The sequence below is a fragment of the Brevibacillus fortis genome (assembly GCF_003013395.1).
Classification (GTDB): Bacteria; Bacillota; Bacilli; order Brevibacillales; family Brevibacillaceae; genus Brevibacillus; species Brevibacillus fortis.
This window is the reverse complement of record NZ_PXZM01000014.1, coordinates 1-23,531: the sequence shown is the minus strand read 5'-3', so window position 1 is coordinate 23,531 and position 23,531 is coordinate 1. Positions and strand designations below refer to the sequence as shown.

Genomic DNA, 23,531 nt, shown 5'->3' with positions numbered 1-23,531 from the left:
TCCAAACGCCTCCCCTATGCCTACTGTTTTTTGCGATCAGCTGGAAAAATAACTCCCATCTGTCTTCTCGCTTCGTCCATAACTTGCATGGTCACTTTCGAGACCTCATGCGAGTTGGTTGCAGATTGTCTTGCCCTTGTCCTTGCCAGATGAAGAAATTCTCTGATTTCATAGTGCATCGTCTTAGGGGTTTGCGGCCTTGTCACTTGCTCGATTCGTCCGTCCCTGTATCGAATGTCCACTTCTTTAAGATGGTTGATTCGATCGATCACCATCGTAGCGTCCTCCCCTTGGATTTCTGCTGGCTGATAGGAGGTCGTAATTTTTGAAAAGCTAATGATTGCATCCATTCCCCTATATTTCAATAGAATACTGCCCTCCCCGTCCACTCCGGAATCAAGCACGATTCCTTCTGCCTTGATTTCGGCTGGCTTGCCAAAAAAGATGATCGCCGGGTACAGGCAATATATACCGATATCCATCAAAGCTCCGTTTGAAAAGGCAGGATCAAAAGCACGGAGTACCCTCCCTTCGCGAAAAGCGTCATAGCGCGAAGAATATTGACAATTGCTAGCAATAAAGCGTCGTACTTTTCCCAGCTTGTGCAGGTTGTCTTGTATGGCAAAAAAATTGGGCAAGAGCGTAGATTTGACAGCCTCCATGAGCAGCACGTCATTTCTCCTTGCTGCTTCGATCATGGCTTCTACCTCAATCGCATTGGAAGCCAGTGGCTTTTCACACAATACGTGTAGCCCCGCGTCCATGCACTGGATCGCTTGCTCCGAGTGGCAGGAGTTGGGGCTCGCAATATAGACCGCGTCAATATTTTTGCTTGCAGCCATTTCTTCTAGACTGTTATAGGCGAATGGAGCATGGTACTTGTCAGCGATTTCTTGGGCGCGTTCGATGGTACGTGAATACACAGCTTGAAGAGAAAACCCTTCTACCTCTTGACCAGCCTGGATAAATTCCTCGGTAATCCAATTCGTTCCGATTACGCCAAATCGCATCTCATCCGCTCCCTTTTCTTCTTTGTCTATCTCGTTGCAGTGACCGGCACTCGTGCTTCGACCTTATCCAGCCACCACACGAATCCGTCCGCTGCAAGCAATTGCTCAGCGGCCTTCGGTCCGAATGAGCCAGCTTCGTACGTAAAGAGCGGCACCAGATTTTCAGCGAAGGCTTCCAATATCGGCGTCACCCACTCCCACGACAGCCGGACCTCATCCCAATGCGCAAAGTAGGTGGAATCCCCTCGGAGTGCATCGAACAAGAGCAGCTCGTACGCTTCTGGCACGTCTTTTGTCCCTGCACTGAAATCTACCGTCACCGGCTCAATCTTACCGCTATTTGTCGGATTCTTACTATTTACCTGCAAGGCAATACCTTCGTTCGGATTCACGCTGATGATCAACAAATTAGGCGACGTCGTTTCATTTTGCTCCTGATATAGCTTTTCGTGCGGATTTTTGAACTCAATGACGATCCTGGTTGATTTTTCTTGCAGTCTTTTTCCGGTGCGAATATAAAAAGGTACCCCTTGCCAAAACGGGTCATCAATCCAGGCACGAGTGGCAATATACGTTTCTGTCATCGAAACTGGATCGACACCAGGCTCGTCCCTGTAGCCAGTCACAGGTGTTCCTTGGAGAAGTCCTGCGCTATACTGGCCACGAATGACTTGGGTACGGACTTCTTCTTTCTTCATCGGACGTACGGCTGCCATCACCTTGCGCTTTTCTTCGCGGATATGGGCAGATGTGATCCGCTTCGGAAGCTGCATGGCGATGATCATGAGCATTTGCAGCATGTGATTTTGCAGCATGTCGCGCAGTGCTCCGGCCGGTTCGTAATATCCAGCCCGATCCTCGACGCCGACCGTTTCATTAGCCGTAATTTGCACGTTGGCGATGTACTGATTGTTCCAGAGAGCCTGGAAGACTGGGTTCGCAAATTCGAGAGCCTCGAGATTTTGAACCATTGGCTTACCCAAGTAATGGTCAATCCGATAAATTTCTTCTTCCAAAAATGCTTTCCCCAGCTTTTCATTCAATTCTTCGGCGGATTGCAAATCATGTCCAAACGGTTTTTCAATGATCAGTCGCTTCCAGCCTGTCGTTGAACCGAGTCCGCTGGTCTTGATATTAGTTGCAATTCCCTCGAAGTATTGCGGGGCCACTGACAAGTAAAACATCCGGTTTTGCGGAATCTGCAGCTCTTGCTCTCTTTGAAGGACCAGATCGTGTAGCGTTACATAAGCACGCGGTTCCATGACATCTACTTCCGCATAGCGAAAAGCAGACAAGAATTCATCCAGCTCGCGGGAATCAATCTGGGCGCGACGAGAAAACTCATGGACAGACTGATGAACAGATTTCTGAAATTTGTCATCAGACAAAGCCCTTCTCCCCACACCGATAATCGAAAAGGCAGCAGGCAATTTTTGATCTACATATAAGTTAAAAAGCGCAGGGAAAATTTTGCGTTTTGCTAAATCTCCTGTCGCGCCAAAAAGGACAAAGGTCATCGCTTCCATCTACTTTTTCATTCCCTTCATACGTACGCCGTGATGATGGTTTTGTCGTTACCCTATTATTATTCGAGAAAATCACTGCTTTATCAATATGCAGCCTTAAGAACGACGCAAGATGGCACGTACCGGACTTCCATCTGCCTCCATCAAAAGCAGCGGCAGAGCGATCAGTTCGTAATCACCCGGTTCGACATGATCGAGCAGAAGTCCCTCCAAAATATGAATATCATGCTGATGAAGCCCATGATGAGCAGCCAGTTCCTTACTGTCCAACGGGTCGACGGATGGGACATCCACCCCGATCAGCCGAATGCCTTTTTTGGCGAGGAACCCTGGCAAGTCTGCATGCAGATGACAGATGGTTGGCGGAAAATGCTCAGGGTCGCTCCATGATAATGTTTTGAGCAGCAAGCGTTCCACCCCCTCCAGATCAACCTGGGCAAAATCTTCTGGGCCAATGCTGGAACGTCCAGTAAGCTCGACCACTCTTGCCTCTCCCATGTACAGGTCCAATGGCAATGCAGCCATTTTTCGGCCAACATCATCGAAATGGAACGGAGCATCCACATGTGTACCTGTATGTACGCTCATTGTTATTTTCCCGACATTGACTGATCCACTCTCTGCTTTGGGCCAGTTTACGACGTATTGAAAGGGAGTGTCCCCTGGCCAGGTCGGCATGCCAGCCAAGAGCGGACGTGAAATATCAAATATTTTCATTGGGCATCCTCCACCTTCTAGCAACTGTTCGTGCCTATACTCAGCGTACAAAAAAGACTATATTGAGTCAATATTCGAACATTTATAACGAAAAAGAAGACCGCAGCCTTACAGCGAGCCGACAGTCTTATGGTTGATGTTAGATTCTACTATGCAGAGACAAGTAGTCCCACACTTCATCATAAATTCCGTTGTAATCCACCTGTTTCAAATGTTCTTTCAAAGTCCTCAACCACTCAATGGTTGTCGGATATGTAGCTGCAATGGCCTCCCGCAGATCGCTCATCTGAATCGGGCGATCGATCCCTTTTGTTACAATATCATGCCATACCTGCTCCGTCGCTAGCTCCACTACATACTCGATGTCTGCCCCCGAATAAAACTCAGTCCATCCAGCTAATTGGTCATAATTGAGCATCTCAGTAGGACGGCCTTCCAGTTTTAAGCGAAAAATCTCCTCCCGTGCTTGCCGATCCGGTGGTCCGACAAAAATCCAGTGATCAAAGCCGGCTGCTCGGAGCAAGGAAGGCTCCAATTCCCATGGAACATTGGTTGCGCCCATCAGGACGAATCGTTCGTCGTACTGGCCTGCCTCTGCTATCTGCTGTATCCATTTGGAATCGCCCCTCTGCCTATTGTAGGGGGTGGCTTGCTCTTCGTAATGGCTGGAAGCGTCCAATTCATCCAAAAAGAACAGAAACGGCTTATTGGCAGGAGCTGTTGCCAGCAAGCTTTGGATGTTGAGCGGGCTGTTCGATGATGTATACATACTTCGACCGCCTGTATTGGCCATGGATAAAAAATGAGCCTGGCATTCTTCTGCGGTTGCTTTTGCTAACAAAGATTTTCCGCACCCCGATGGTCCGTAAAGTAAAATGGTACTTTTCTTTTGATACAACCGTTGCGACATAGGCTGTAGGAGTCTTTGAGAGATTGCCTCTTTTACTCGCCCTAGCCCTCCGACCATTTCAAAACCTGCGGCTTTCTCGAGGAGCTGAACAGATTTCGCGGTGGTCTTTCCTTTGCCCCCTTCTATGACGCGTATCTTAGGTGCAACCATCGTTGTATATGTGGAGGAATCTTTCTGGTTGATCCCTTTTAACGTCCGCGAGTATGGGGATCCCTTTTGTAGCTTGTTGAGCTCGATCACAATTTTTTCCTTCATCGCTTCATTTCCATAGGCCAGAGCCTGCGTAAAAGCCTGTAAAGCCTCCGTACGATCCCCCTGCTCAGCATGCTCTAACCCTAGTAACAGCCACACTGGCGCATTGCGTTGATCGCTCGTCAACATGCTTTTCAGTATTTCTATCTTCGTCATCTGCTTCATCCTCTGCGATCGTTCTGCATCAAGCGATCGTTTAGTATCACGGACATATCCATTATAATGCATACGTCTCGCAAGAAGAATACGAAAAGTAGGAAAAGATGGAAGAAGGGCTGTGACTGTCATTCGAAAAAGACGCCTCCTGCTACACGGCATCGGGCCTCCAAGATACGATTCCTATCCTCTCACCGGAAAATTTCCGCCTCTCACACAAATGATGAACGAGAGTCCGAGATAAGGCTGCATATTATTATGAGGCTGAGTCCCGCCTGTGGTGCCGATTGCTTGCGGGCTAAGCTGTGTCCCATCACTCGTGTTAGAGTAAGGAATGACAGCTCCCCGGCCATAGGCTGCTCGGATCGGAGAATGATTTGATGATTTTGAGCAGGAAACTGCATCTGGTAAGATTTCTGCTGCATCGCATACTGCGACTGTAAAAAAGCAAGCTTGTCCGACTCACTCCAACCCCAATGAGCCATTTCTTCAGTTCTCGTAGAACAGTACAATTCCCAAATAAAGGCTTCGTCTTGCTCATATTCAAAAGATCTGGTATGTACCATAATCCTCCTTGCACGCAATCGTTGTACTTTTCTGTCATTTGATCACTTACCTGCTTACATTCTTTCAGGCCTGGATACGCCGACTTGTCTTTCCTATGTGTATCGCTCTTCCTTCTTCGAACTTTTTCTGATATCCAGCCTGATTAAATAGCAATCATGAATAATGATATCATTAGCCAAATTCCTTCTAACACTAACTAAAGTTAGCTCTTTTATATGGAAAACGCTTCGTCCCCATGAAGAGCCGAAGCGTTTTTACCTCTTGTATACAATTAGTCTTTTCCGGTACCTTCGTTATCCTCTACGTTTTTGCCGTTGCCATTGCCATTGCCATTGCCATTGCCGTTGCCATTGCCGTTGCCGTTGCCGTTGCCGTTACCTTTTCCGCCGCGGTAGCCGTTGCCCTCTCCTTTGCCTTCGCCTTCGCCTATTCCGCGACCATAACCTTTGCCGTTGCCTTTGCCTTTGCCTTCTCCTTCGCCTACTCCGCGACCATAACCTTTTCCTTTTCCTTTTCCTTCGCCTTCTCCTTCGCCTACTCCGCGACCATAACCTTTGCCTTTGCCTTCTCCTTCGCCCGCTCCGCGACCATAGCCTTTGCCTTTGCCTTCGCCTGCTCCTCCGCCCATGCCTCCACCTTGGCCTGCTCCTCCGCCCATGCCTCCGCCTTGGCCTGCTCCTCCGCCCATGCCTCCGCCTTGGCCTGCTCCGCCACCGATGCCTTTACCGCCACCTTGGCCTGTTCCGCCACCGATGCCTTTACCGCCACCTTGGCCTTTACCACCTCTGTGGCCGCCTTTCCCTGTTTTGATACTATCATAGGAATAAACAATGCTTTGTAACGTACGATTATCCACATTTCCTGTAACCGGCAATCCATGTTTTTTCTGATAATGCTTCACACCGCGTACGGTTACATCATCGTAGTAACCATTGATTTGGCCCGAGTAACTACCTAATGATTTCAACATCCCCTGAATCACATAAATATCTGGCCCATGAGCACCTTTACCCACTGCTAGTCCCGTATGAGGAAGGGAAAACATGAGTGTGACAGACAATATAGCTGCACCAATGATTTTTTTAACCTTCCCTGTTTTCATAAGAGAGTCCAGACTCCCCATTCCCTTTATCATGCACAAGCACCTACCTTTACTTTTTTTGTAACCCCCCTTACTATTCCCCACTTTTCTTTCCTATTACATCTGACCACTCTCTCCTTCTCTTAATTTTTTGCTGATATATCAACGTTTTTATGACTTGCAAAAATAAGGAAGAACACATATACTTTGGTTTAAATGATTAAGTTTATTAACGGAGTGTGCAATGACGAATCCAACCTGCAATGAAAAAGCGATTCAAATATTTATGGAGCTAAGTCCATACTTCCAAGGCTTGGGTGATCCGATTCGGCAGCAAATCGTAGCGCTTCTCATCGACAAGGAAAGTATGAACGTAACACAAATCGCCGAGCATATTCCCATGTCTAGACCTACGGTGTCTCATCACTTGAAAATATTAAAACAAGCGGGCCTAGTGAACGTTCAAAAGAAAGGAACGGAAATGTTTTATCGGCTTGAAATTACAGAGGCGATCAGACTTTTTAAGCAATTGGTGACCTTCGTCGAAGAAGAATGCCGCTGATTTCAAATCGCCACGAAACAGGGACAGTGTGTCCCTGTTTTTTCACACCTATTCGTTAATAAACTTAAACAAATAAACACTTAATCAGAGGGGGATATTCATGAATCTCACTAAAGTTTTAGTTGTTGGAGGCTATGGAACGGTTGGAAGCCAAATCGTCAAGATCCTACACGATCGCCACCCTCATCTCGAATTATTGCTGGGAGGGAGGTCTGCGGGAAAGCCTTTGCCTTTTATGTCCGCTAGGCTAAAGCCATTCCTCCTAGACGTCTCCAAACCCGATCCTCTCGCCCATGCACCAGAAGATTTAACCTTGATTATTAGTGCAGTAAATGATCCTGATGACATGCTGCTGCTTGCTGCGGTTCGCCGACAGATCCCTTTGATTGACGTCACGCGTTGGACAGAACGTTTTACACAATCGATCGAACGCTTGAAGAATGAGAACATTGGCTCTCCAGTCATTCTTGCATCTGGATGGATGGGGGGAACTGTAGCGCTTCTCGCGAGTATACATGCATCTTCCCTGCAAGATGTCCAGATTCATCTTCACGCCCTTTATTCCCTTCAAGACAAAGCAGGTCCAGATTCCACCGACTATATGGATCGCATGACGATTCCTTTTGCTGTCACCACACCCACTGGCGTAAAAGAAGTCACACCCTTGTCAGATCCGGTACCCGTCACCTTTCCGAACGGATATCATACAAACTGCTATCGTCTTGACACACCGGATCACACGACACTCGTGAAAGCCCCAAACGTAACAGCCGCTGATTTTCGCATCGCCTTCGACAATAAACTGTCTACTTTTGCACTCGTTTCATTGGTAAAAAGTCGGATATGGGACCTGCTCGGCAAAAGCACACGTCAAAAAATACTGTACAATCCAGGCACAGGATCTCCTCACCATGTTGTCATCCAAATAAATGGGCGCAATCAGCATGACATGAACGCGAAACGCCAAGTCGAGGTAACTGACCCGAAAGGACAGACTCACCTCACCGCTTTGGGAGCTGTCATTTTTGCACAACAAATCATTCGGCAAAACGAAAGCTCGACTGTTCCGCCTGGTATTCTTTTCCCAGAGGATTTCGGCCATTTCGAAAAGAGTGTCGACGATATACTCCAATTTTATCGATCCGAAGGGGTCCAGATTGTGATCCACGACGAAACAAAAAAAGAGTAGGACGGTTTGACCACCGCCCTACTCTTCATCATGTATCACTCATTATTCAAAAAAAGTACGTGGGGATTTCCGCCATTCGCCCAATACTTTTTCCTGCTCGCTTGTAATAACCCCTTGCTCTGATGCCACTTCCAAAAGTGCTGTGTAATTCGATATCGTGGAGCAAGGAATGCCTGCTTCCTCAAACAGGGCTTGGGCATCCGGGAATTGGTAGCTGAAAATGGCTACGACCCCCAGTACTTCTCCACCCTCAGCCTGCACAGCTTGTGCAGCCTTTAAGGAGCTACCTCCTGTGGAAATCAGGTCTTCAATCACGACGACCTTTTGACCAGCCGCCAATGCGCCTTCAATCTGATTTTGGCGACCGTGGCCTTTTGCCTTGTCCCGTACGTAAATCATGGGCAGATCAAGCAGCTCAGCTACCCATGCAGCATGTGGAATACCAGCAGTCGCCGTTCCAGCCACAACTTGTGCATCTGGGTACTGCTTTTTGATCAAATCGGCAAATGCACCCGCAATGGCGCGACGAACATGCGGATAAGACATCGTGATCCGGTTGTCGCAGTAGATTGGGGATTTGATCCCAGACGTCCATGTAAAAGGTTGCTCCGGTCGCAGATGGACTGCTCCGATTTCGAGAAGGTTCGCTGCAATATGTTTAGCGGTTGTCATTGTCGTCATTTCTCTTATTCCCTCCAGCTGGCTACTTTACGAACGATCTTTTTCCACGGCTGCGACGATACTTTGCCAGACACCTACCGGATCTTTTGCACCCGTAATCGCGCGCCCGATCACGAGGTAATCACTGCCCAAGCGGAATGCCTGTTCCGGCGTCGTGATACGCGTCTGATCGCCTTGATCCGCTCCCAGTGGACGAATTCCAGGCGTTACGGTTACAAATGCATCTCCAGCAGCTTTTTTGATCATCGGAACCTCTAGCGGAGAAGCAACTACCCCATCCAAACCAGCTTGCTTGGTCATCAGCGCATAGTGCACGACGACATCTTCTACCGCACCTGGAATCGCCAATTCTTGATTCATCGTTTGCATACCAGTAGATGTCAGCATCGTCACACCAATCAGGAGGGGACGAGCAGCACCTGCCGCTGTCCCTTGCTCCAAGCCTTCTCTCGCTGCCGCCATCATGGCTACGCCACCAGCCGCATGGACGTTTACCATGTCTGCTCCGAGACGTGCCAGGCTTTTCATCGCGCCTTTGGCTGTATTGGGTATATCGTGAACCTTCAAGTCCAGAAACACCTTGAGTCCCTTTTCCTTCAAGAAGGAAACGATCGCTGGACCCTCTGCGTAAGCAAGCTCCATCCCCACTTTTACATAGCGGATATGCCCTTGCAGGGGCTCGATGCACTTCTTGACTTCATCCAGTGTGGAAAAGTCGAGCGCAACAATCATGCGTTCGCCTATATCGGTTAGTTGGTGTTGCACGCTGCTCTCCCCCTTTTCTTTGCTCCGGTCATTTATACAGTGATTGCCACTTTTGCACCAGCACGCTGGGCTGGCATTGCTTCTGTAGAGAATGAGATCGTCTCCAGTACGTGCAGGAGAGCGGAAGCTGTATCCAGTGAAGTCAAGCATACTGCTCCGTTTTCTACTGCTTCCCGACGGATGCGGAAGCCGTCACGTTGTGGCGTTTTGCCTTTTGTCAGTGTATTGAGTACGATGTTCGCTTCGCCTGTATGGATGACATCCAACAGGTTTGGCGTGCCTTCGGACAGTTTGCTTACGCGAGTCACTTGCAGTCCCGCTTGCTCCAAATAGTCGGCTGTGCCTGCGGTCGCCATCAGCTTGAAGCCGAGGTGGCGGAAGCGTTTCACGATGTCTAGCGCTTCTTCCTTGTCTTTATCAGCAACAGTCACGAGCAAGGTGCCTTGTGTCGGGATATTCATGCCTGCTGCGACCAAGCCCTTGTACAACGCTTTTGCCAATGTACTCTCGCGTCCCATGACTTCTCCGGTCGATTTCATTTCAGGGCCGAGCGTAATATCGACGCGGCGCAGCTTAGCGAAGGAGAAGACTGGTACTTTGACAGAAACCATCGACTCCTCTGGATGGTAGCCCGGTGTAAAGCCTTGTTCGATAATCGAGTGACCAAGGATCGCTTTCGTTGCGATGTTCGCCATTGGAATTCCCGTTACTTTGGAGAGGAACGGCACCGTACGGGACGAACGCGGATTCACCTCGATTACGTATGGGCGGTCTTTATAGATAACGAACTGGATGTTGAGCAGGCCTTTGATTTGCAGCGCACGCGCCAGCTTCGTCGTCATTTCGATCAGCTCATCCTTGATCGCTTGGGACAAGGATTGCGGAGGATATACGGCGATGGAGTCACCGGAGTGCACCCCTGCGCGTTCGATATGCTCCATGATACCTGGGATCAGGACGTTTTCGCCGTCGCAGATCGCATCGACTTCCGCTTCTACCCCGACCATGTAACGGTCTACCAGTACAGGGTGATCTGGATTTACCTTCACCGCTTTTTCCATGTACTCCAACAGTTCGGACTCGTTGTAGACGATTTCCATCGCACGTCCGCCAAGTACGTAGGATGGGCGAACCAGGACAGGGAAGCCAAGACCTTCTGCTGCCACAACTGCCTGCTCGACAGAAGTTACTGTTTTGCCTGGTGGTTGAGCGATGTCCAGCTCGCGCAGCAGCGCTTCGAACTTCTCGCGGTTTTCCGCTGCATCGATGTTTTCCAAGCTCGTACCCAAGATTTTGATTCCGCGTGCAGTCAACTTGTCAGCCAGGTTGATCGCGGTTTGACCACCGAATTGTACGATGACACCCTCTGGTTTTTCTACATCGAGAATGTTCATGACGTCTTCGATGTACAGCGGCTCGAAGTAAAGGCGATCAGAAGTGTTGAAGTCTGTTGAAACGGTCTCCGGGTTGTTGTTAATAATGACAGCCTCATAACCCGCTTCTCTCAGTGCCCAGACAGCATGGACAGTTGCATAGTCAAACTCGATTCCTTGGCCAATTCGGATCGGTCCGGAGCCTAGTACGACCACTCGCTTCTTGCCAGTCTCGATGCGCTCGTCTTCCACTTCATACGCGGAGTAGTAGTACGGTGTTTGCGCTTCGAATTCTGCCGCGCAAGTATCTACCATTTTATATACAGGTACAAAGCCTTTTTCTTTGCGCATTGCGTATACTGCTTCTTCTGTCTCACCGCACAGCTCAGCAATTTTGCGGTCAGTGAAGCCCATCCGTTTTGCTTCGTACAGCTTTTCGCTCGTCAAGCCTTTTGCCAGTTCAGCTTCAAAGGCAATCATTTTATGGAACTTGTGCAGGAAGAACAGATCAATCTTGGTCAAGCTGTGCAGTTCTTCGATCGTCCAGCCACGGCGCAGTGCTTCTGCCAGGAGGAAAAGGCGTTCGTCATCGGCGTGCACCAGTCGTGCCCTCAGGTCTTCCTCGCTGATTTCTCCTGCTCCTTTAATCTCGATGTGATGGCTGCCGATTTCCAAGGAACGGATGGCTTTCATGATGGATTCTTCAAAAGTCCGTCCGATCGCCATGACTTCACCCGTCGCTTTCATTTGCGTACCGAGCTTGCGGTTGGCGGATTGGAACTTGTCGAACGGCCAACGTGGAATTTTGCTGACGATGTAGTCCAGTGTTGGCTCGAAGCATGCGTACGTTTGGCCTGTCACTGGGTTTTTCAGTTCATCCAGCGTGTAGCCGATTGCAATTTTGGCTGCCATCTTCGCGATTGGATAGCCTGTTGCCTTGGAAGCCAGTGCGGAAGAGCGGCTCACACGCGGGTTCACTTCAATCACGTAGTACTGGAAGCTGTGCGGGTCGAGTGCGTATTGTACGTTGCAGCCACCCTCGATACCGAGTGCACGGATGATGTTCAGTGCGGATGTACGCAGCATTTGATATTCGCGGTCCGCCAGTGTTTGGCTAGGCGCCACTACGATGGAGTCACCTGTATGCACGCCGACTGGGTCGATGTTTTCCATGTTGCAGACTACGATGCAGTTGTCGTTGGCATCGCGCATTACTTCGTACTCGATTTCTTTCATGCCTGCAATACTTTTCTCGATCAAGCATTGCGTAATCGGGGAGTATTTCAATCCGCTTGCGACGATCTCTCGAAGGGTTTCTTCATCCTCACAAATTCCTCCGCCTGTACCACCTAAAGTGTACGCAGGACGAACGATGATTGGATAACCGATTTCGTTTGCAAAATCGACAGCTTCTTCTACTGTGCTCACGATGACTGATTCAGGTACCGGCTCGCCCAGTTCATTCATGAGTGAGCGGAACAGCTCGCGGTCTTCTGCTTGCTTGATCGATTCCAACTTGGTTCCGAGCAGTCTCACATTTTCTTGCTCGAGAACGCCTGCTTCTGAGAGGGCAACAGCCATGTTCAGGCCTGTTTGACCTCCAAGTGTAGGCAGAAGTCCATCCGGCTTCTCTTGACGAATGACTCGTGCAACAAATTCAGGTGTGATTGGCTCGATATATACTTTGTCAGCCATGTTTGTATCGGTCATGATGGTCGCCGGGTTGGAGTTGATCAGAACTACCTCCATACCCTCTTCTTTTAATGCTTCACATGCTTGTGTGCCCGCATAGTCAAATTCAGCAGCCTGCCCGATGACGATAGGTCCAGAGCCGATTACGAGGATTTTTTTCAAATTATCTTGTTTTGGCATGAGTTTTTTCCTCCTTAGCGGTTTCCATCATCGCAAGAAACTGGTCGAACAGGTAGCCGGAATCATACGGACCTGGAGCTGCTTCTGGATGGTACTGTACTGAGAATGCATTCTTCGCTGCATGACGTACGCCTTCGATGGTGCCATCATTGAGTGCGATATGTGTAACTTCTAGTTCCGTGCCTACCAGCGAGTCTTCTTTGACTGCATAGCTGTGGTTCTGGGATGTGATATATGTGCGTCCGGTTGGCAGCTCTTTTACCGGATGGTTGCCGCCACGGTGTCCGAATTTCAATTTCGTCGTGTCAGCGCCAGATGCCAGTGCGAACAGCTGGTGACCGAGGCAAATTCCGAACAGAGGATATTCACCCAAGATTTCGCGAATCATCTCTACGGCTTGCGGTACGTCTTTCGGGTCCCCAGGGCCATTGGACAAGAGTATCCCGTCCGGTTGAATGCGGCGGATTTCTTCTGCCGTCACATTGTAAGGCACGACCACTACGTCGCAGCTGCGCTTGGTCAGCTCGCGCAAAATCCCGTGCTTGGCTCCGAAGTCGACCAGCACTACCCGATGACCTGTACCAGGGCAGCTGAAGACATTTTTCGTAGAGACACGTGGCACTTGGTCTGTCATCAATGTCGTGCCGTTTAAGGCCGCAACCAATTCAGCCAACGGGGCTTCACTAGTCGTAATCATCCCCTTCATCGTGCCGTGGTAACGAATTTTTCTCGTCAGCATCCGGGTATCGATTCCGGCAATGCCCGGGATGTCATAGGTTTTCAATAGTTCATCGAGTGTGTTCGTATTGCGCCAGTTGCTCGGCGCCTCACAATGCTCGCGAACAACGAAGCCGTGAATGTATGGACGAACAGCTTCAAAGTCGTCTCGATTGATCCCGTAATTTCCGATCAGCGGGTATGTCATGGTGACGATCTGTCCGCAGTAGGATGGGTCGGACAAAACCTCCTGATAGCCAGTCAGCCCTGTATTAAAAACCACTTCCCCGTAAGACTCCTTTGTCGCTCCAAATGCCGTCCCGATAAATTCCGTTCCGTCTTCCAAGATCAATCTTGCACGCATTTATGCTCCTCCTCCATTGTCGTGTAAAAACTTGTGTCTTGTCTGTAAGTCGTTTTTACACGTTTTGATATACGATCTTGCCATCTACCAGCGTCAGGGTCGGCCAGCCTTTGCATACCCAACCAGCAAATGGTGTGTTGATTCCCTTACTTGCGAATGTGCTTGGGTCAATTGTTTTTTCCGTTTCCAGATCAATCACAGTCAGGTCTGCTGGTGCGCCTACTTCCAGACGCCCGTATGGCAGTTTGAATGCTTCTGCTGGCTTCACAGTCAACAGCTCAACCAGCTTCTTCAAGGTCAGCTCTCCGTTTTGCACAAGATTTGTGTACAGGAGCGGGAATGCTGTTTCCAGTCCAACAATTCCGAACGGTGCACGGTTAATCCCGTTTGCTTTTTCCTCTTGGGTGTGTGGTGCATGGTCGGTCGCGATCATATCAATCGTGCCATCTTTCAATCCCGCAATCAGTGCAGCGCGATCCTCACGAGAGCGCAGCGGCGGGTTCATTTTCCAATTCGTATCCAGATTGTCCGGGATATCCTCGTCGCACAGCAAGAGGTGATGCGGACTGACTTCACACGTTACATTTACGCCAGCGCGTTTCCCATCGCGTACCAGACGCACCGACTCTTTCGCACTGATGTGGCATACGTGGTAGTGCACACCTGTTTGTTCTGCCAGCAAAATATCGCGGCCTACGTGGATGGACTCTGATTCAGAAGGAATTCCTGGGAGTCCGTGTCGAGCTGCTACCACCCCGTCATGCAGGGCTGCTCCCGGGATCAACAGGTCTTCGTCCTCACAGTGAGCGACGATGGAGATACCCAGCTCTGCTGCATTTTGCATAGCCTTTTTCATCATCGCTGTGGATTGCACACCCACACCGTCATCTGTCAGAGCGAAGATCCCTGCTTCTTTTAACCCCGCGAAATCCGTCAGCTCTTTTCCCAATTGGCGAACGGTAATCGCACCATACGGGATCACGCGCGCCATACCTGCCTCGCTCGCTTTGTCCAAAATGTAGGTCACTGTCTCGACACTGTCGATGGACGGACGTGTGTTTGGCATGCATGCTATTGTTGTAAATCCGCCTTGTACGGCTGCTTTTTCCCCTGTTTCGATCGTTTCTTTATGTTCAAAGCCTGGTTCACGCAGATGTACGTGGGCATCGATGAGACCCGCGCTAATCATACCGCCGTGGCAATCGATCCATTCATGACCCTCGCGATCGAGCGTTTCCCCCATCGCTGTGATTCTTCCCTTTTCCACCAATATTTCCATCGGGGTAAGTTCCCCCGCCTGATTTAGTACGTTGCCGTTGCCAAGGATGATTCCCATGTCATTTCGCTCCCTTTCAAAAGAGTTTCTAGAACTGCCATTCTTGCTGCGACTCCGTTGGTCACTTGGGTTTGAATCAAGGACGTTTCGCATTCTACCAAATCGGTATGAATCTCAACCCCGCGATTGACGGGTGCCGGATGCATGATAACTGCGCCGGACTTCATCATTTTGGCTCTTTCTAGCGTGAGCCCGTGTGCCTTGTGGTACTCTTCCTTCGACAGATAGAGGGAGTCTGCATGACGCTCCAGCTGAACACGCAGCATCATGACCACATCTGCGGTTTGAACCGCTTCTTCCATTTCCACGATTTTGACACCTTGCGGGATTTGCGCTGGCATCATCGTAGCAGGCCCTGCAAGCAGCAGATTCACACCCAGCTTTGGTAGCGCATGTAGGTGAGAACCAAGCACGCGGCTGTGTCGTAAGTCTCCGATGATCGCTACCGTCAGACCAGAGAGCTTGCCAAACTGCCTTTTCATGGTCAGTAGATCGAGCAGGCATTGGGTCGGATGCTCATTTGTTCCATCTCCCGCGTTGATCAGCTTCAGGTCTACACTTTCTGCCAGCTCTTGCAGCAGGCCTTCTTTCTTGGTGCGGATAACGGCTGCTTCGACGCCCATTGCTTCTAGGGTGCGGATCGTGTCATAGACCGTCTCGCCTTTTACAGTAGAGGAGGTTTCGGGAATGAAGTTCAATACATGTGCGCCCAGTCGCTTTTGTGCTACTTCAAAAGAGAAGCGGGTTCTGGTACTGGCCTCGAAGAACAGATTCGCGACAAACCGTCCGCGCAGGATATCCGCTTGCTCAGTTGGTCTGGCAGCCCAATACTCTGCTCGCTCGAGGAGCTGGATGATTTGTTCTTTCGATAAGTCTTTGAGGCCAATCAGGTGCGCTACATTTTTCATCATGAATCCCTCCGCTTCATTTATTTATTCAAAAGAAAAAGCTTCTTGGCATCGCTTTGCATTTGGAGGCAAGCGAGACAAGAAGCTGGTTGAGTGCCTTTTTTGGGCAGCCAAAACAGCGTTCTTTGCCTTGCCAGCCTCTCTGGACTGGATTTAAAGGATTGGAACGTTTACGCTATTTGTTTTTATTCTTCACGGTGCGCTTCTCCCATCGCGGACTCTTTTCCTGGAAGGATCAGGTGCAGAATGATTCCCAGGAAGGTAGAGAGTGCGATATTATCGATGGTCAGATCGTTCAGGAAAGCGATACCTGTACCTGCAAAACTGATTTTGTATCCGCCGATTCCCGTGACCAAGATGACCGCTGCGAGAATCATGTTGCGCTTGTCTGCAAAGTTCACTTTGTGCTCGACGTACATCCGTAAGCCTTGTGCAGCGATGATACCGAACAGGATGATGGAGACACCGCCCAGTACCGGCGTTGGGATCGTCATCAAGAAGGCACTGATCTTACCTGCGAAGGCGAACATAATCGCGAGCACAGCAGCCAAACCGATGACGACGCGGCTGTATACCTTCGTAATCGCAAGGACTCCGATGTTCTCACCGTACGTCGTTGCTGGTGGACCGCCCATAATCGCAGCGAGTGACGTTGCAATCCCGTCCCCAAGTAAACTTCTGTGCAGTCCCGGGTCTTTCATCAAATCACGATCCATGACCTTGCTCGTTACCAGCAAGTGACCGAGATGCTCCGCCAGTGTGACGAAAGCGACTGGTGCGATAACCAGAGCAGCGATCCAAGCACTTGGATTCGCCATTGCACTCGTCACTTCTGCAAATTTGAAGTGAGAGGTAAACATTTCACTGAATCCAACAACCCAAGGTGCATCTTTCACTGTTTGAAAATGAATCAGATCAGGGTGACGCAGCAGTGTGTATACATAACCTGAAAACATTCCGATCAAGATTGGGATAAGACCAAGGAAACCGCGTAGTATGACCGCTGCAAGCACTGTTATGACCACGGTAACGAGCGAGATTTCAATCGAAGTCAGTGACATTTGCGATTGGCCGTCTACGGTGACTTTCGTTGCCATGTCTACCGCTACACCAGCCAAGCTCAGACCGATCACAACGATGACGGATGCGATGACGACTGGTGGCAGTACCCGATCGAGCCATTTGACTCCTGCCTTCTTCACGATTCCGGCGACGATGATGTACACAATCCCGGAGAGGAAGCAACCTAAGAGGGCCGTCCCTACGCCATGCGATTGACTCACGACGATAATCGGACCGATGAAGGCGAAGGAAGAACCGAGATAGTTCGGGAGTTTTCCTTTGGTGATCCACAGGAACAGAAGTGTCCCGATCCCGCTCGCCAAGAGGGCGGTTGCAACGTCCAGACCTGTCAAGATCGGTACGAGTACAGTCGAACCGAACATCGCAAACAAGTGTTGAATACTAAGTGGCAGCAATCGCGAAATATGTGGTGTTTCGTCTACATCGATGTAATTTTTTTGGCTCATGCCTGTATGCCCCCTGTTTTGTTTCATTCATACAAAAGCTTCTTTTTATACAAAAAACCTCTTTGTGCGGACACAAAGAGGCTAGCTTCACCATGCTCATGGGAAGTATCTTGCCTCTTGCCGACCTCACAGGATCGTTTTTAAAGAGGAGGTATTTTATTTTTACAGTAGCTGTCGGATGGACACAATGTCCATAACATCCACTTCTGCCAATTGTACATCGACAATTTCCGTTCGTGCAGTTGGGAGGTTTTTTCCGACGAAATCAGGGCGGATTGGCAGCTCGCGATGCCCGCGATCAACCAAGACAGCCAGTTGAATCATCCGTGGGCGCCCGTTATCAATAAGTGCATCCAAAGCAGCACGTACGGTACGTCCGGTATAGAGAACATCGTCCACCAGAATCACAGTCTTGCCTGTGATTTGATCCGGGAGCTTGGAGCCTTGCAAAATGGCATCTTCGGACTTGTGCTGCAAATCGTCACGATAGAACGTAATGTCCAGCTCACCGACTGGTACCTTCACATTCTCAATCATTTCGATTCTTTCTACCAGGCGTTGCGCGAGGTAGATCCCTCTAGTTTTGATGCCCACGATAATGAGATCCTCGACGCCTTTGTTTCGCTCGATAATTTCATGTGCGATACGAGTGAGCGCGCGGCGGATCGCCGCTTCATCCATAATAACGCTTTTGTTGATCATCTCAATATCCCCCTTTTCGACGGGAACAGTGGACCTTACGAAAAAAGGCTCCTTGTCAGGAGACAAGAAGCCCTCGGACAAACTGACCGGACTGTAAGAGTCCCGCCTGCTTGTCATTCCGTGCCCTTGCCAGCCTCACTGGACTGGATTTAAAGGTTCCATTCGTCATGTAGAATTATGTCACGATTCTGGACGGGTGTCAATGCAGCTCAAAAAAGTCTAACTATTCCCAATAGACGCTGACCCACGGTGGCAAGTAGTTCGCATAATAACCAATGTCCCCTGTAATGTCTTTGATCAGCTCGATTTGCTTGTCCGCATCCTCGCCAATTCCTTGGACAAACAGGGAGCCATGCTCCGCTTGATCTAAACGCAAAAAAAGGAGCTGTTTCCCATCTGGAGACGACGCAGGATAGTAATCTGCTGTATTCGCCTCCCCTTTTGTCACCTGCTGCTCAGCTCCATCTGCGGACCGCCGCCAGATGCCTTGTTCCGGTACCATGACCTTCTTTGGGTCGTATGAATACGGCGTGGCTAAGCCTCTAGTGAAAAGCAGCGAGTACGGAGCTTTTGGAATCCAGACCGGATAAGTATCTACCACGATTGGACCAGGGCTGACTGTTTTGACCTTTCCTGCTCGATCCGCCAGCTTCAACTGCTTGTTAGTCGTGGCGATCCGGTCAGTGCCATCGATAAAAGCGAGCTGTTCGCTATTGGGTGCCCAAGCAAGCCAGTCAGGATACGCCAATCCTGTACCGAGCTCTATTGGCTTCTTGCCAGGTTGTGTCAAATCAAACCGTTGAATAGGTACGCCATCAGCAGACAAGGAACCGGAGTTATACCTGACAAAGTAGGCCACAGCCTTCCCATCCGGGGATACTTTTAAGCCTGTCGCTGCCCATAGGTAGATACCTTCCTCCACTTTTGGCGGTTCTGCAATCGGATAGGCAGCCAGCGGTTTACCGGCAAGCGTACGCAAGGCCAGCGTCATCGGCTTATTTTTTTCGGCGGGTAGCGAGACAAGCATGTTTTCTCCATCCGGCATCCAGGCAAAATCTGCGAAATCAGCCTTCGTTGTACTTTGCAAGGCTAATTCTCCATAGTCCTGGACGTCTTTTACAATCAGCAATGGTCTCGGCTCTTCATTGCTGCCGATATTCACGGTGTACGCTAGCTCGTTCGCTTTCGGGGACCATTTTGGCCTTTCATAAACCGCTCGCTCATCCACCTGCACAGCTTTGCTTCCATCTGCGCTAACGATCCACACGTAGCCCGGTGTCGAATAATTGTCGTTGCCTTTGTGTTTCACGAACAGGAGCCACTTGCCATCCGGCGACCAGCCCACAATCTCTGCGTAGCCGTCCTTGGTAATTTGCTTTATCTTACCCGATGCATCCCGTCCATCTACCAAAAACAAATGCTGGTTGCTCGTAAAAGCAATTTTCGCTGGCACGTTTATTTCCTTGTTTACACGCTCTGGACCTTGGCTTTGGGCTGCCACCTTTGCTTCACCGTTTGCTGTGACAAGTACAACCAAGAGGACAACAAGGCTGATCAGCTTCCCCCATTTTCTGTTCACAGGCATTCACTCCTTACACGCTCTATTGAATGATGTAAAAAAACACCAGAAGAAAGTAATAAGCTCTCTGCTAGCGTTTTCCAATCCAACTACCATTATGTAAGTGTCACATGAAGACTGGCTGCAACAACAAAAAACGATTGCCATACAGATCCTCGAAAACAACCTCTATGCCATACATCACGTCGTTTGGTTCACTCACAAACTTCACATCGCGTTGACGCAGTGTTTCGTATGTGGACCAAAAATCATCCGTCTCCCATACCCACATGGGATTTTTGCCGACCTGACGTAGCATTTCCTGCGCAACCTCTTCTCGATGCCAATGGGTAGGGTCATGCAAGACGATCTCTATCTCATGCCCAGGAAGACCCACGGTAAGCCAACGAGAACCATCATCCATACGAGAATCCATGCGTTTTTCGAAACCGAGCTTTTCCGTGTAAAACCGCAATGCATCTTCACAATCGTGAACGTACAGTGTCACATGCGCTAATCTTTTTAGCACGGCTGTTCCTCCTGTTCTCTTACGCTTGTCTGAGAACTTCTATGACGTCGAGCAATTCCTTCGGCATTGGCGCTTCGAATTCGAGCTGCTCTCCTGTACGCGGATGGATGAAGCCCAGTGTTTTCGCATGTAGAGCTTGTCCTTCGAGCTCCAATGTATTTTTCGGACCGTATTTCGGATCGCCAGCCAGTGGATAGTCAATGTACTTCATGTGTACGCGAATTTGATGGGTCCGTCCTGTTTCGAGCTTCAGTTCCACCAACGTGTACTCCTTGAAACGCTCCAGCACGATAAAATGCGTGACAGCAGGCTTGCTGTTCTCAAAAACGACCGCCATTTGCTGGCGATTTTTCGGATCGCGCCCGATTGGTGCTTCAATCGTTCCCATTTCATGCGGGATGACTCCATGAACAATCGCGACATACTTTCGATTGACCGTATGTGCTTTCAATTGTTCAGCCAAACCCATGTGTGCCTTGTCGTTTTTGGCTACCATCAACAGACCGGATGTATCCTTGTCAATGCGGTGGACAATTCCCGGACGTAATACGCCATTGATTCCGGACAAATCCTTGCAATGAGCCAAAAGCCCATTGACGAGTGTCCCACTGTAATGACCAGGAGCAGGATGCACGACGAGGCCACGTGGTTTATTCACGACCACGACATCGCTGTCCTCGTAAACGATCTCGAGCGACATCTCCTCTGCCTGAATCGCCATTTCCTTTGGCGGTGGAACACGTAGGGTCACTTCGTCCTCCGCCTGCAGCTTGTAGTTGTTTTTAATCGGTTCACCATTTACAGTGACACGGCCTTCCTTCACCCAAGCCTGCACCTGTGAGCGGGACCACTCTTCATTTTGCAGCGTGATAAACTTGTCGATGCGCTCGCTCGCATCCGCTGGCTCTACCGTCCAATCGTAACGTTCAAACAATTGCATATCATTCATATATGTTCTCCACCTATCCGAGCTTTCTTACTATTATTCTCATGACTATCTGTTTTTCTTCCCATCCAGAAAAACATCCAGTAGCAAAATCCCCACGCCAATCGTGATAGCCATGTCAGCCACGTTAAAGATTGGGAAGTTAATCAACGTAAAATCGAGAAAATCTACGACTTGACCGGTCATCGCACGATCAATGAAATTCCCGATGGCTCCACCTAAGACCAACGACAGCGCCAACGATGCACGAGGTTGGTTTTTCCCCAAGCGAATCAAAGAAATGACAATCCCAATCACAACGGCAATGGTAATGACAATAAAAAACCAACGTTGATTTTGCAGGATACCAAATGCCGCTCCCATGTTTCGATGGGAAGTTAGATGAAATACGTCCGCGATCAAAGGTATCGATTGGCCCAGTTCCATAAACTTCACGACTAAATACTTTGTAAACTGATCAAGCGCAATAATTACTGCCGCAATGAGATAGTACAACAATGGAATGTCCTCCTTATTCTGCTTCGACCAGCAACTGTACAAACACAATGTCAAATGATCATTTTACCAGAGACAGTCTACGTGAACAAGCGCTTTCCTTTTTTGTACAGTCGATAGCCTTTACGCACAACTTCCAGCATCCACAATGGAATTTTCCATCCGCGATCCTTGATAAATGGCAAATACACCTTGTAATACGCCTTGCGTAAATCACGCCATTTCGTGTCTGTATCATTGACATAGTAATCTGATACGTCAATCAAATAACCGCGTCCCTGATCCATTAAAACGTTTTTCCCATGGACATCATGCGGAAACAAACCCTTCCTGCGTGCCTCTTCTAGCGCTTCCTCCACGTCTTCAATCACCTGCGGGGGAATCGGGATACCGAAGCGAACACAGTCAAACAGGGGTATGCCGTTCATCCGCGTAATGACCAAGTATCCTGCACCATAATCATAACAGACAGGGAAGGAACGAGTCTCCCCTAGCTTGCGATAGACTTCGATTTCTTGTTCGGCTCCTGGTCTTCCAGGTGCGTACAGCTTGATCACTACCTTCGGATAGTCCGGGTGGGCAAATACGGCAGCATAATTGCCGGTACCGACCAACTCCCACGGGTACGGTGTGTGGTGTACCACGACTGGATCATCCGGCGACAGACTCTCCACTTGTACTTCCTGTAAAAATGCTTGCAATATATGCTGATCGATCCGCATCGTTTCTCATCATCTCTCATCAGTTACCGACTTCGAACTACGTTAAAACAAAATTATTGAAGATTGCTCTACTACGATCATTCAGACTCTTCCTATTAAGGGGCAAAAAATCCTTTGCACTGGTGAGGTCAGGAAATCCTGTCCGATTCCAATGAAAGGATTGCATATGGACAAGAATACCTCATTTTTTTCATTTGGTAAATGGGTTGAATGTCCACCAATAGCACCTGTTTTATGTAGTGTATAACGATTGATTCTATCTGATTCATGAAGAACAGAAGTCTCTTGTACGTGGCTGTAGTGGTGGGGAGGAAACAGGAGAAAACGCTCAGATTCTAGGGCCACCCCCTGTGAGATTGACTGCACGACTCCATGCAAAAAGCGAAACCGCGTCCAAAGTAGTCTTTTCAGGATGTGTTTTCAGAGGTGGACGCTTAAGAGCGCGTTTCGCTTTTTGCATTGCGTCTCGGTCGGTGTCCCTAAGATCTTTGCTTTTTTCTCCTGTTTCCTCTACGAGCTTTCCGTGTGATCCGATTTTTTAAAGCCTTAAAAAATTGAAGAATCACATCAGATACGCTAGAGAAGAATATTTCCAGACGTAGCGACTTGTGGAGTCCTACCGAGCGGAGAAGGGATTAGCGGGCAAAAGAAACGCAACTTGCCCATACATCGAAGCGGCTACCACTTTTGCGTTTCCCCGCTAATCCCTTCGGAGCGGACAGTGCTCACTTCCCCGGGGGACGGAGCCTGGAGCCTAGACTGGAAATATTCTTCTCTTCACCGCAGCCACATAACAGGATCCTTAAGTTACTGTTGTGGTGGGGAGGAAACAGGAGAAAACGCTCGGATTCTAGGGCCACCCCCTGGGGGATTGACTGCACGACTCCATGCAAAAAGCGAAACCGCGTCCAAAGTAGTCTTTTCAGGATGTGTTTCAGAGGTGGACGCTTAAGAGCGCGTTTCGCTTTTTGCATTGCGTCTCGGTCGGCGTCCCTAAGATCTTCGCTTTCTTCTCCTGTTTCCTCTACGAGCTTTCCGTGTGATCAGTTACGTCAGAGAAGAAT

The 23,531-nt window shown here is 49.3% G+C and carries 20 protein-coding genes; 2 read left to right on the top strand and 18 right to left on the bottom strand.

Annotated elements, in window-relative coordinates; translation table 11 throughout:
- Positions 1–20 precede the first annotated feature (20 nt).
- The 5 genes from C7R93_RS10360 to C7R93_RS10330 all read right to left on the bottom strand — a co-directional run bounded on the left by C7R93_RS10360 (position 21) and on the right by C7R93_RS10330 (position 6,240).
- Positions 21–1,010 carry a Gfo/Idh/MocA family protein gene (locus tag C7R93_RS10360; protein ID WP_106838734.1) on the bottom strand — a complete coding sequence of 330 codons (990 nt, stop codon included), beginning with the start codon at positions 1,008–1,010 and terminating at the stop codon, positions 21–23.
- A gap of 26 nt (positions 1,011–1,036) precedes the next feature.
- Complete coding sequence (gene zwf, locus C7R93_RS10355) at positions 1,037–2,536, bottom strand: glucose-6-phosphate dehydrogenase (protein ID WP_106838733.1); 1,500 nt, start codon at positions 2,534–2,536, stop codon at positions 1,037–1,039.
- 96 nt (positions 2,537–2,632) lie between these two features.
- Complete coding sequence (kynB, locus tag C7R93_RS10350) at positions 2,633–3,253, bottom strand: arylformamidase (protein WP_106838732.1); 621 nt, start codon at positions 3,251–3,253, stop codon at positions 2,633–2,635.
- Between the two features lie 139 nt (positions 3,254–3,392).
- The gene (locus C7R93_RS10345) at positions 3,393–4,571 is read right to left on the bottom strand and encodes an ATP-binding protein (RefSeq protein WP_106838877.1); all 1,179 of its coding nucleotides are present in this window, start codon (positions 4,569–4,571) and stop codon (positions 3,393–3,395) included.
- Between the two features lie 838 nt (positions 4,572–5,409).
- Positions 5,410–6,240: a peptidoglycan-binding domain-containing protein gene (locus C7R93_RS10330; protein WP_244191503.1), complete on the bottom strand. Its 831-nt coding sequence runs from the start codon at positions 6,238–6,240 to the stop codon at positions 5,410–5,412.
- A gap of 223 nt (positions 6,241–6,463) precedes the next feature.
- Here C7R93_RS10330 and C7R93_RS10325 point away from each other — a divergent pair, with 223 nt between their 5' ends.
- Together C7R93_RS10325 and C7R93_RS10320 are read left to right on the top strand one after the other, a co-directional pair.
- The gene (locus C7R93_RS10325) at positions 6,464–6,781 is read left to right on the top strand and encodes an ArsR/SmtB family transcription factor (RefSeq protein ID WP_106838730.1); all 318 of its coding nucleotides are present in this window, start codon (positions 6,464–6,466) and stop codon (positions 6,779–6,781) included.
- Positions 6,782–6,881: 100 nt separating this feature from the next.
- Positions 6,882–7,970, top strand: a complete 1,089-nt coding sequence (locus tag C7R93_RS10320; protein WP_106838729.1) for a saccharopine dehydrogenase — start codon at positions 6,882–6,884, stop codon at positions 7,968–7,970.
- Between the two features lie 42 nt (positions 7,971–8,012).
- On the opposite strand, the gene pyrE is transcribed toward C7R93_RS10320, so the two are convergent.
- The 13 genes from pyrE to C7R93_RS10255 all read right to left on the bottom strand — a co-directional run bounded on the left by pyrE (position 8,013) and on the right by C7R93_RS10255 (position 22,467).
- A complete protein-coding gene (pyrE, locus tag C7R93_RS10315) occupies positions 8,013–8,651 on the bottom strand; it encodes an orotate phosphoribosyltransferase (RefSeq protein ID WP_106838728.1) in 639 nt (212 codons plus the stop codon).
- A gap of 27 nt (positions 8,652–8,678) precedes the next feature.
- Positions 8,679–9,416, bottom strand: a complete 738-nt coding sequence (gene pyrF, locus C7R93_RS10310) for an orotidine-5'-phosphate decarboxylase (protein WP_106838727.1) — start codon at positions 9,414–9,416, stop codon at positions 8,679–8,681.
- 32 nt (positions 9,417–9,448) lie between these two features.
- Entirely contained in the window at positions 9,449–12,661 is a 3,213-nt protein-coding gene (carB, locus tag C7R93_RS10305; RefSeq protein WP_106838726.1) for a carbamoyl-phosphate synthase large subunit, read from the bottom strand.
- Positions 12,645–13,742: a carbamoyl phosphate synthase small subunit gene (locus C7R93_RS10300; RefSeq protein ID WP_106838725.1), complete on the bottom strand. Its 1,098-nt coding sequence runs from the start codon at positions 13,740–13,742 to the stop codon at positions 12,645–12,647. Before C7R93_RS10300 ends, carB begins: the two co-directional genes overlap by 17 nt.
- A 55-nt stretch (positions 13,743–13,797) precedes the next feature.
- On the bottom strand, positions 13,798–15,078 hold the full coding sequence (locus C7R93_RS10295) for a dihydroorotase (protein ID WP_106838724.1): 1,281 nt from the start codon (positions 15,076–15,078) through the stop codon (positions 13,798–13,800).
- A complete protein-coding gene (locus C7R93_RS10290; protein ID WP_106838723.1) occupies positions 15,045–15,986 on the bottom strand; it encodes an aspartate carbamoyltransferase catalytic subunit in 942 nt (313 codons plus the stop codon). The genes C7R93_RS10295 and C7R93_RS10290 overlap by 34 nt, the downstream gene beginning before the upstream one ends.
- A gap of 185 nt (positions 15,987–16,171) precedes the next feature.
- Positions 16,172–17,515: a solute carrier family 23 protein gene (locus C7R93_RS10285; protein ID WP_106838722.1), complete on the bottom strand. Its 1,344-nt coding sequence runs from the start codon at positions 17,513–17,515 to the stop codon at positions 16,172–16,174.
- A gap of 162 nt (positions 17,516–17,677) precedes the next feature.
- Positions 17,678–18,217: a bifunctional pyr operon transcriptional regulator/uracil phosphoribosyltransferase PyrR gene (gene pyrR, locus C7R93_RS10280; RefSeq protein ID WP_007728461.1), complete on the bottom strand. Its 540-nt coding sequence runs from the start codon at positions 18,215–18,217 to the stop codon at positions 17,678–17,680.
- A 223-nt stretch (positions 18,218–18,440) separates the two neighbouring features.
- Positions 18,441–19,802, bottom strand: coding sequence for a TolB-like translocation protein (locus C7R93_RS10275; RefSeq protein ID WP_106838721.1), 1,362 nt, complete (start codon positions 19,800–19,802; stop codon positions 18,441–18,443).
- A 100-nt stretch (positions 19,803–19,902) separates the two neighbouring features.
- Entirely contained in the window at positions 19,903–20,304 is a 402-nt protein-coding gene (locus C7R93_RS10270; RefSeq protein WP_106838720.1) for a VOC family protein, read from the bottom strand.
- A 19-nt stretch (positions 20,305–20,323) separates the two neighbouring features.
- Positions 20,324–21,253 carry an RluA family pseudouridine synthase gene (locus C7R93_RS10265; RefSeq protein WP_106838719.1) on the bottom strand — a complete coding sequence of 310 codons (930 nt, stop codon included), beginning with the start codon at positions 21,251–21,253 and terminating at the stop codon, positions 20,324–20,326.
- A gap of 45 nt (positions 21,254–21,298) precedes the next feature.
- Positions 21,299–21,748, bottom strand: coding sequence for a signal peptidase II (gene lspA / locus C7R93_RS10260; protein ID WP_106838718.1), 450 nt, complete (start codon positions 21,746–21,748; stop codon positions 21,299–21,301).
- A 77-nt stretch (positions 21,749–21,825) separates the two neighbouring features.
- Positions 21,826–22,467 carry a serine/threonine-protein kinase gene (locus tag C7R93_RS10255; RefSeq protein WP_106838717.1) on the bottom strand — a complete coding sequence of 214 codons (642 nt, stop codon included), beginning with the start codon at positions 22,465–22,467 and terminating at the stop codon, positions 21,826–21,828.
- Positions 22,468–23,531: the final 1,064 nt, after the last annotated feature.

What these genes read in the sequence shown, in the direction of transcription:
- C7R93_RS10360 (WP_106838734.1), bottom strand. Translation starts at nt 1,010, where the DNA reads ATGCGATTTGGCGTAATCGGAACGAATTGGATTACCGAGGAATTTATC.
- zwf (WP_106838733.1), bottom strand. Translation starts at nt 2,536, where the DNA reads ATGGAAGCGATGACCTTTGTCCTTTTTGGCGCGACAGGAGATTTAGCA.
- kynB (WP_106838732.1), bottom strand. Translation starts at nt 3,253, where the DNA reads ATGAAAATATTTGATATTTCACGTCCGCTCTTGGCTGGCATGCCGACC.
- C7R93_RS10345 (WP_106838877.1), bottom strand. Translation starts at nt 4,571, where the DNA reads ATGACGAAGATAGAAATACTGAAAAGCATGTTGACGAGCGATCAACGC.
- C7R93_RS10330 (WP_244191503.1), bottom strand. Translation starts at nt 6,240, where the DNA reads ATGAAAACAGGGAAGGTTAAAAAAATCATTGGTGCAGCTATATTGTCT.
- C7R93_RS10325 (WP_106838730.1), top strand. Translation starts at nt 6,464, where the DNA reads ATGACGAATCCAACCTGCAATGAAAAAGCGATTCAAATATTTATGGAG.
- C7R93_RS10320 (WP_106838729.1), top strand. Translation starts at nt 6,882, where the DNA reads ATGAATCTCACTAAAGTTTTAGTTGTTGGAGGCTATGGAACGGTTGGA.
- pyrE (WP_106838728.1), bottom strand. Translation starts at nt 8,651, where the DNA reads ATGACGACAATGACAACCGCTAAACATATTGCAGCGAACCTTCTCGAA.
- carB (WP_106838726.1), bottom strand. Translation starts at nt 12,661, where the DNA reads ATGCCAAAACAAGATAATTTGAAAAAAATCCTCGTAATCGGCTCTGGA.
- C7R93_RS10300 (WP_106838725.1), bottom strand. Translation starts at nt 13,742, where the DNA reads ATGCGTGCAAGATTGATCTTGGAAGACGGAACGGAATTTATCGGGACG.
- C7R93_RS10295 (WP_106838724.1), bottom strand. Translation starts at nt 15,078, where the DNA reads ATGGGAATCATCCTTGGCAACGGCAACGTACTAAATCAGGCGGGGGAA.
- C7R93_RS10290 (WP_106838723.1), bottom strand. Translation starts at nt 15,986, where the DNA reads ATGAAAAATGTAGCGCACCTGATTGGCCTCAAAGACTTATCGAAAGAA.
- C7R93_RS10285 (WP_106838722.1), bottom strand. Translation starts at nt 17,515, where the DNA reads ATGAGCCAAAAAAATTACATCGATGTAGACGAAACACCACATATTTCG.
- pyrR (WP_007728461.1), bottom strand. Translation starts at nt 18,217, where the DNA reads ATGATCAACAAAAGCGTTATTATGGATGAAGCGGCGATCCGCCGCGCG.
- C7R93_RS10275 (WP_106838721.1), bottom strand. Translation starts at nt 19,802, where the DNA reads ATGCCTGTGAACAGAAAATGGGGGAAGCTGATCAGCCTTGTTGTCCTC.
- C7R93_RS10265 (WP_106838719.1), bottom strand. Translation starts at nt 21,253, where the DNA reads ATGAATGATATGCAATTGTTTGAACGTTACGATTGGACGGTAGAGCCA.
- C7R93_RS10255 (WP_106838717.1), bottom strand. Translation starts at nt 22,467, where the DNA reads ATGCGGATCGATCAGCATATATTGCAAGCATTTTTACAGGAAGTACAA.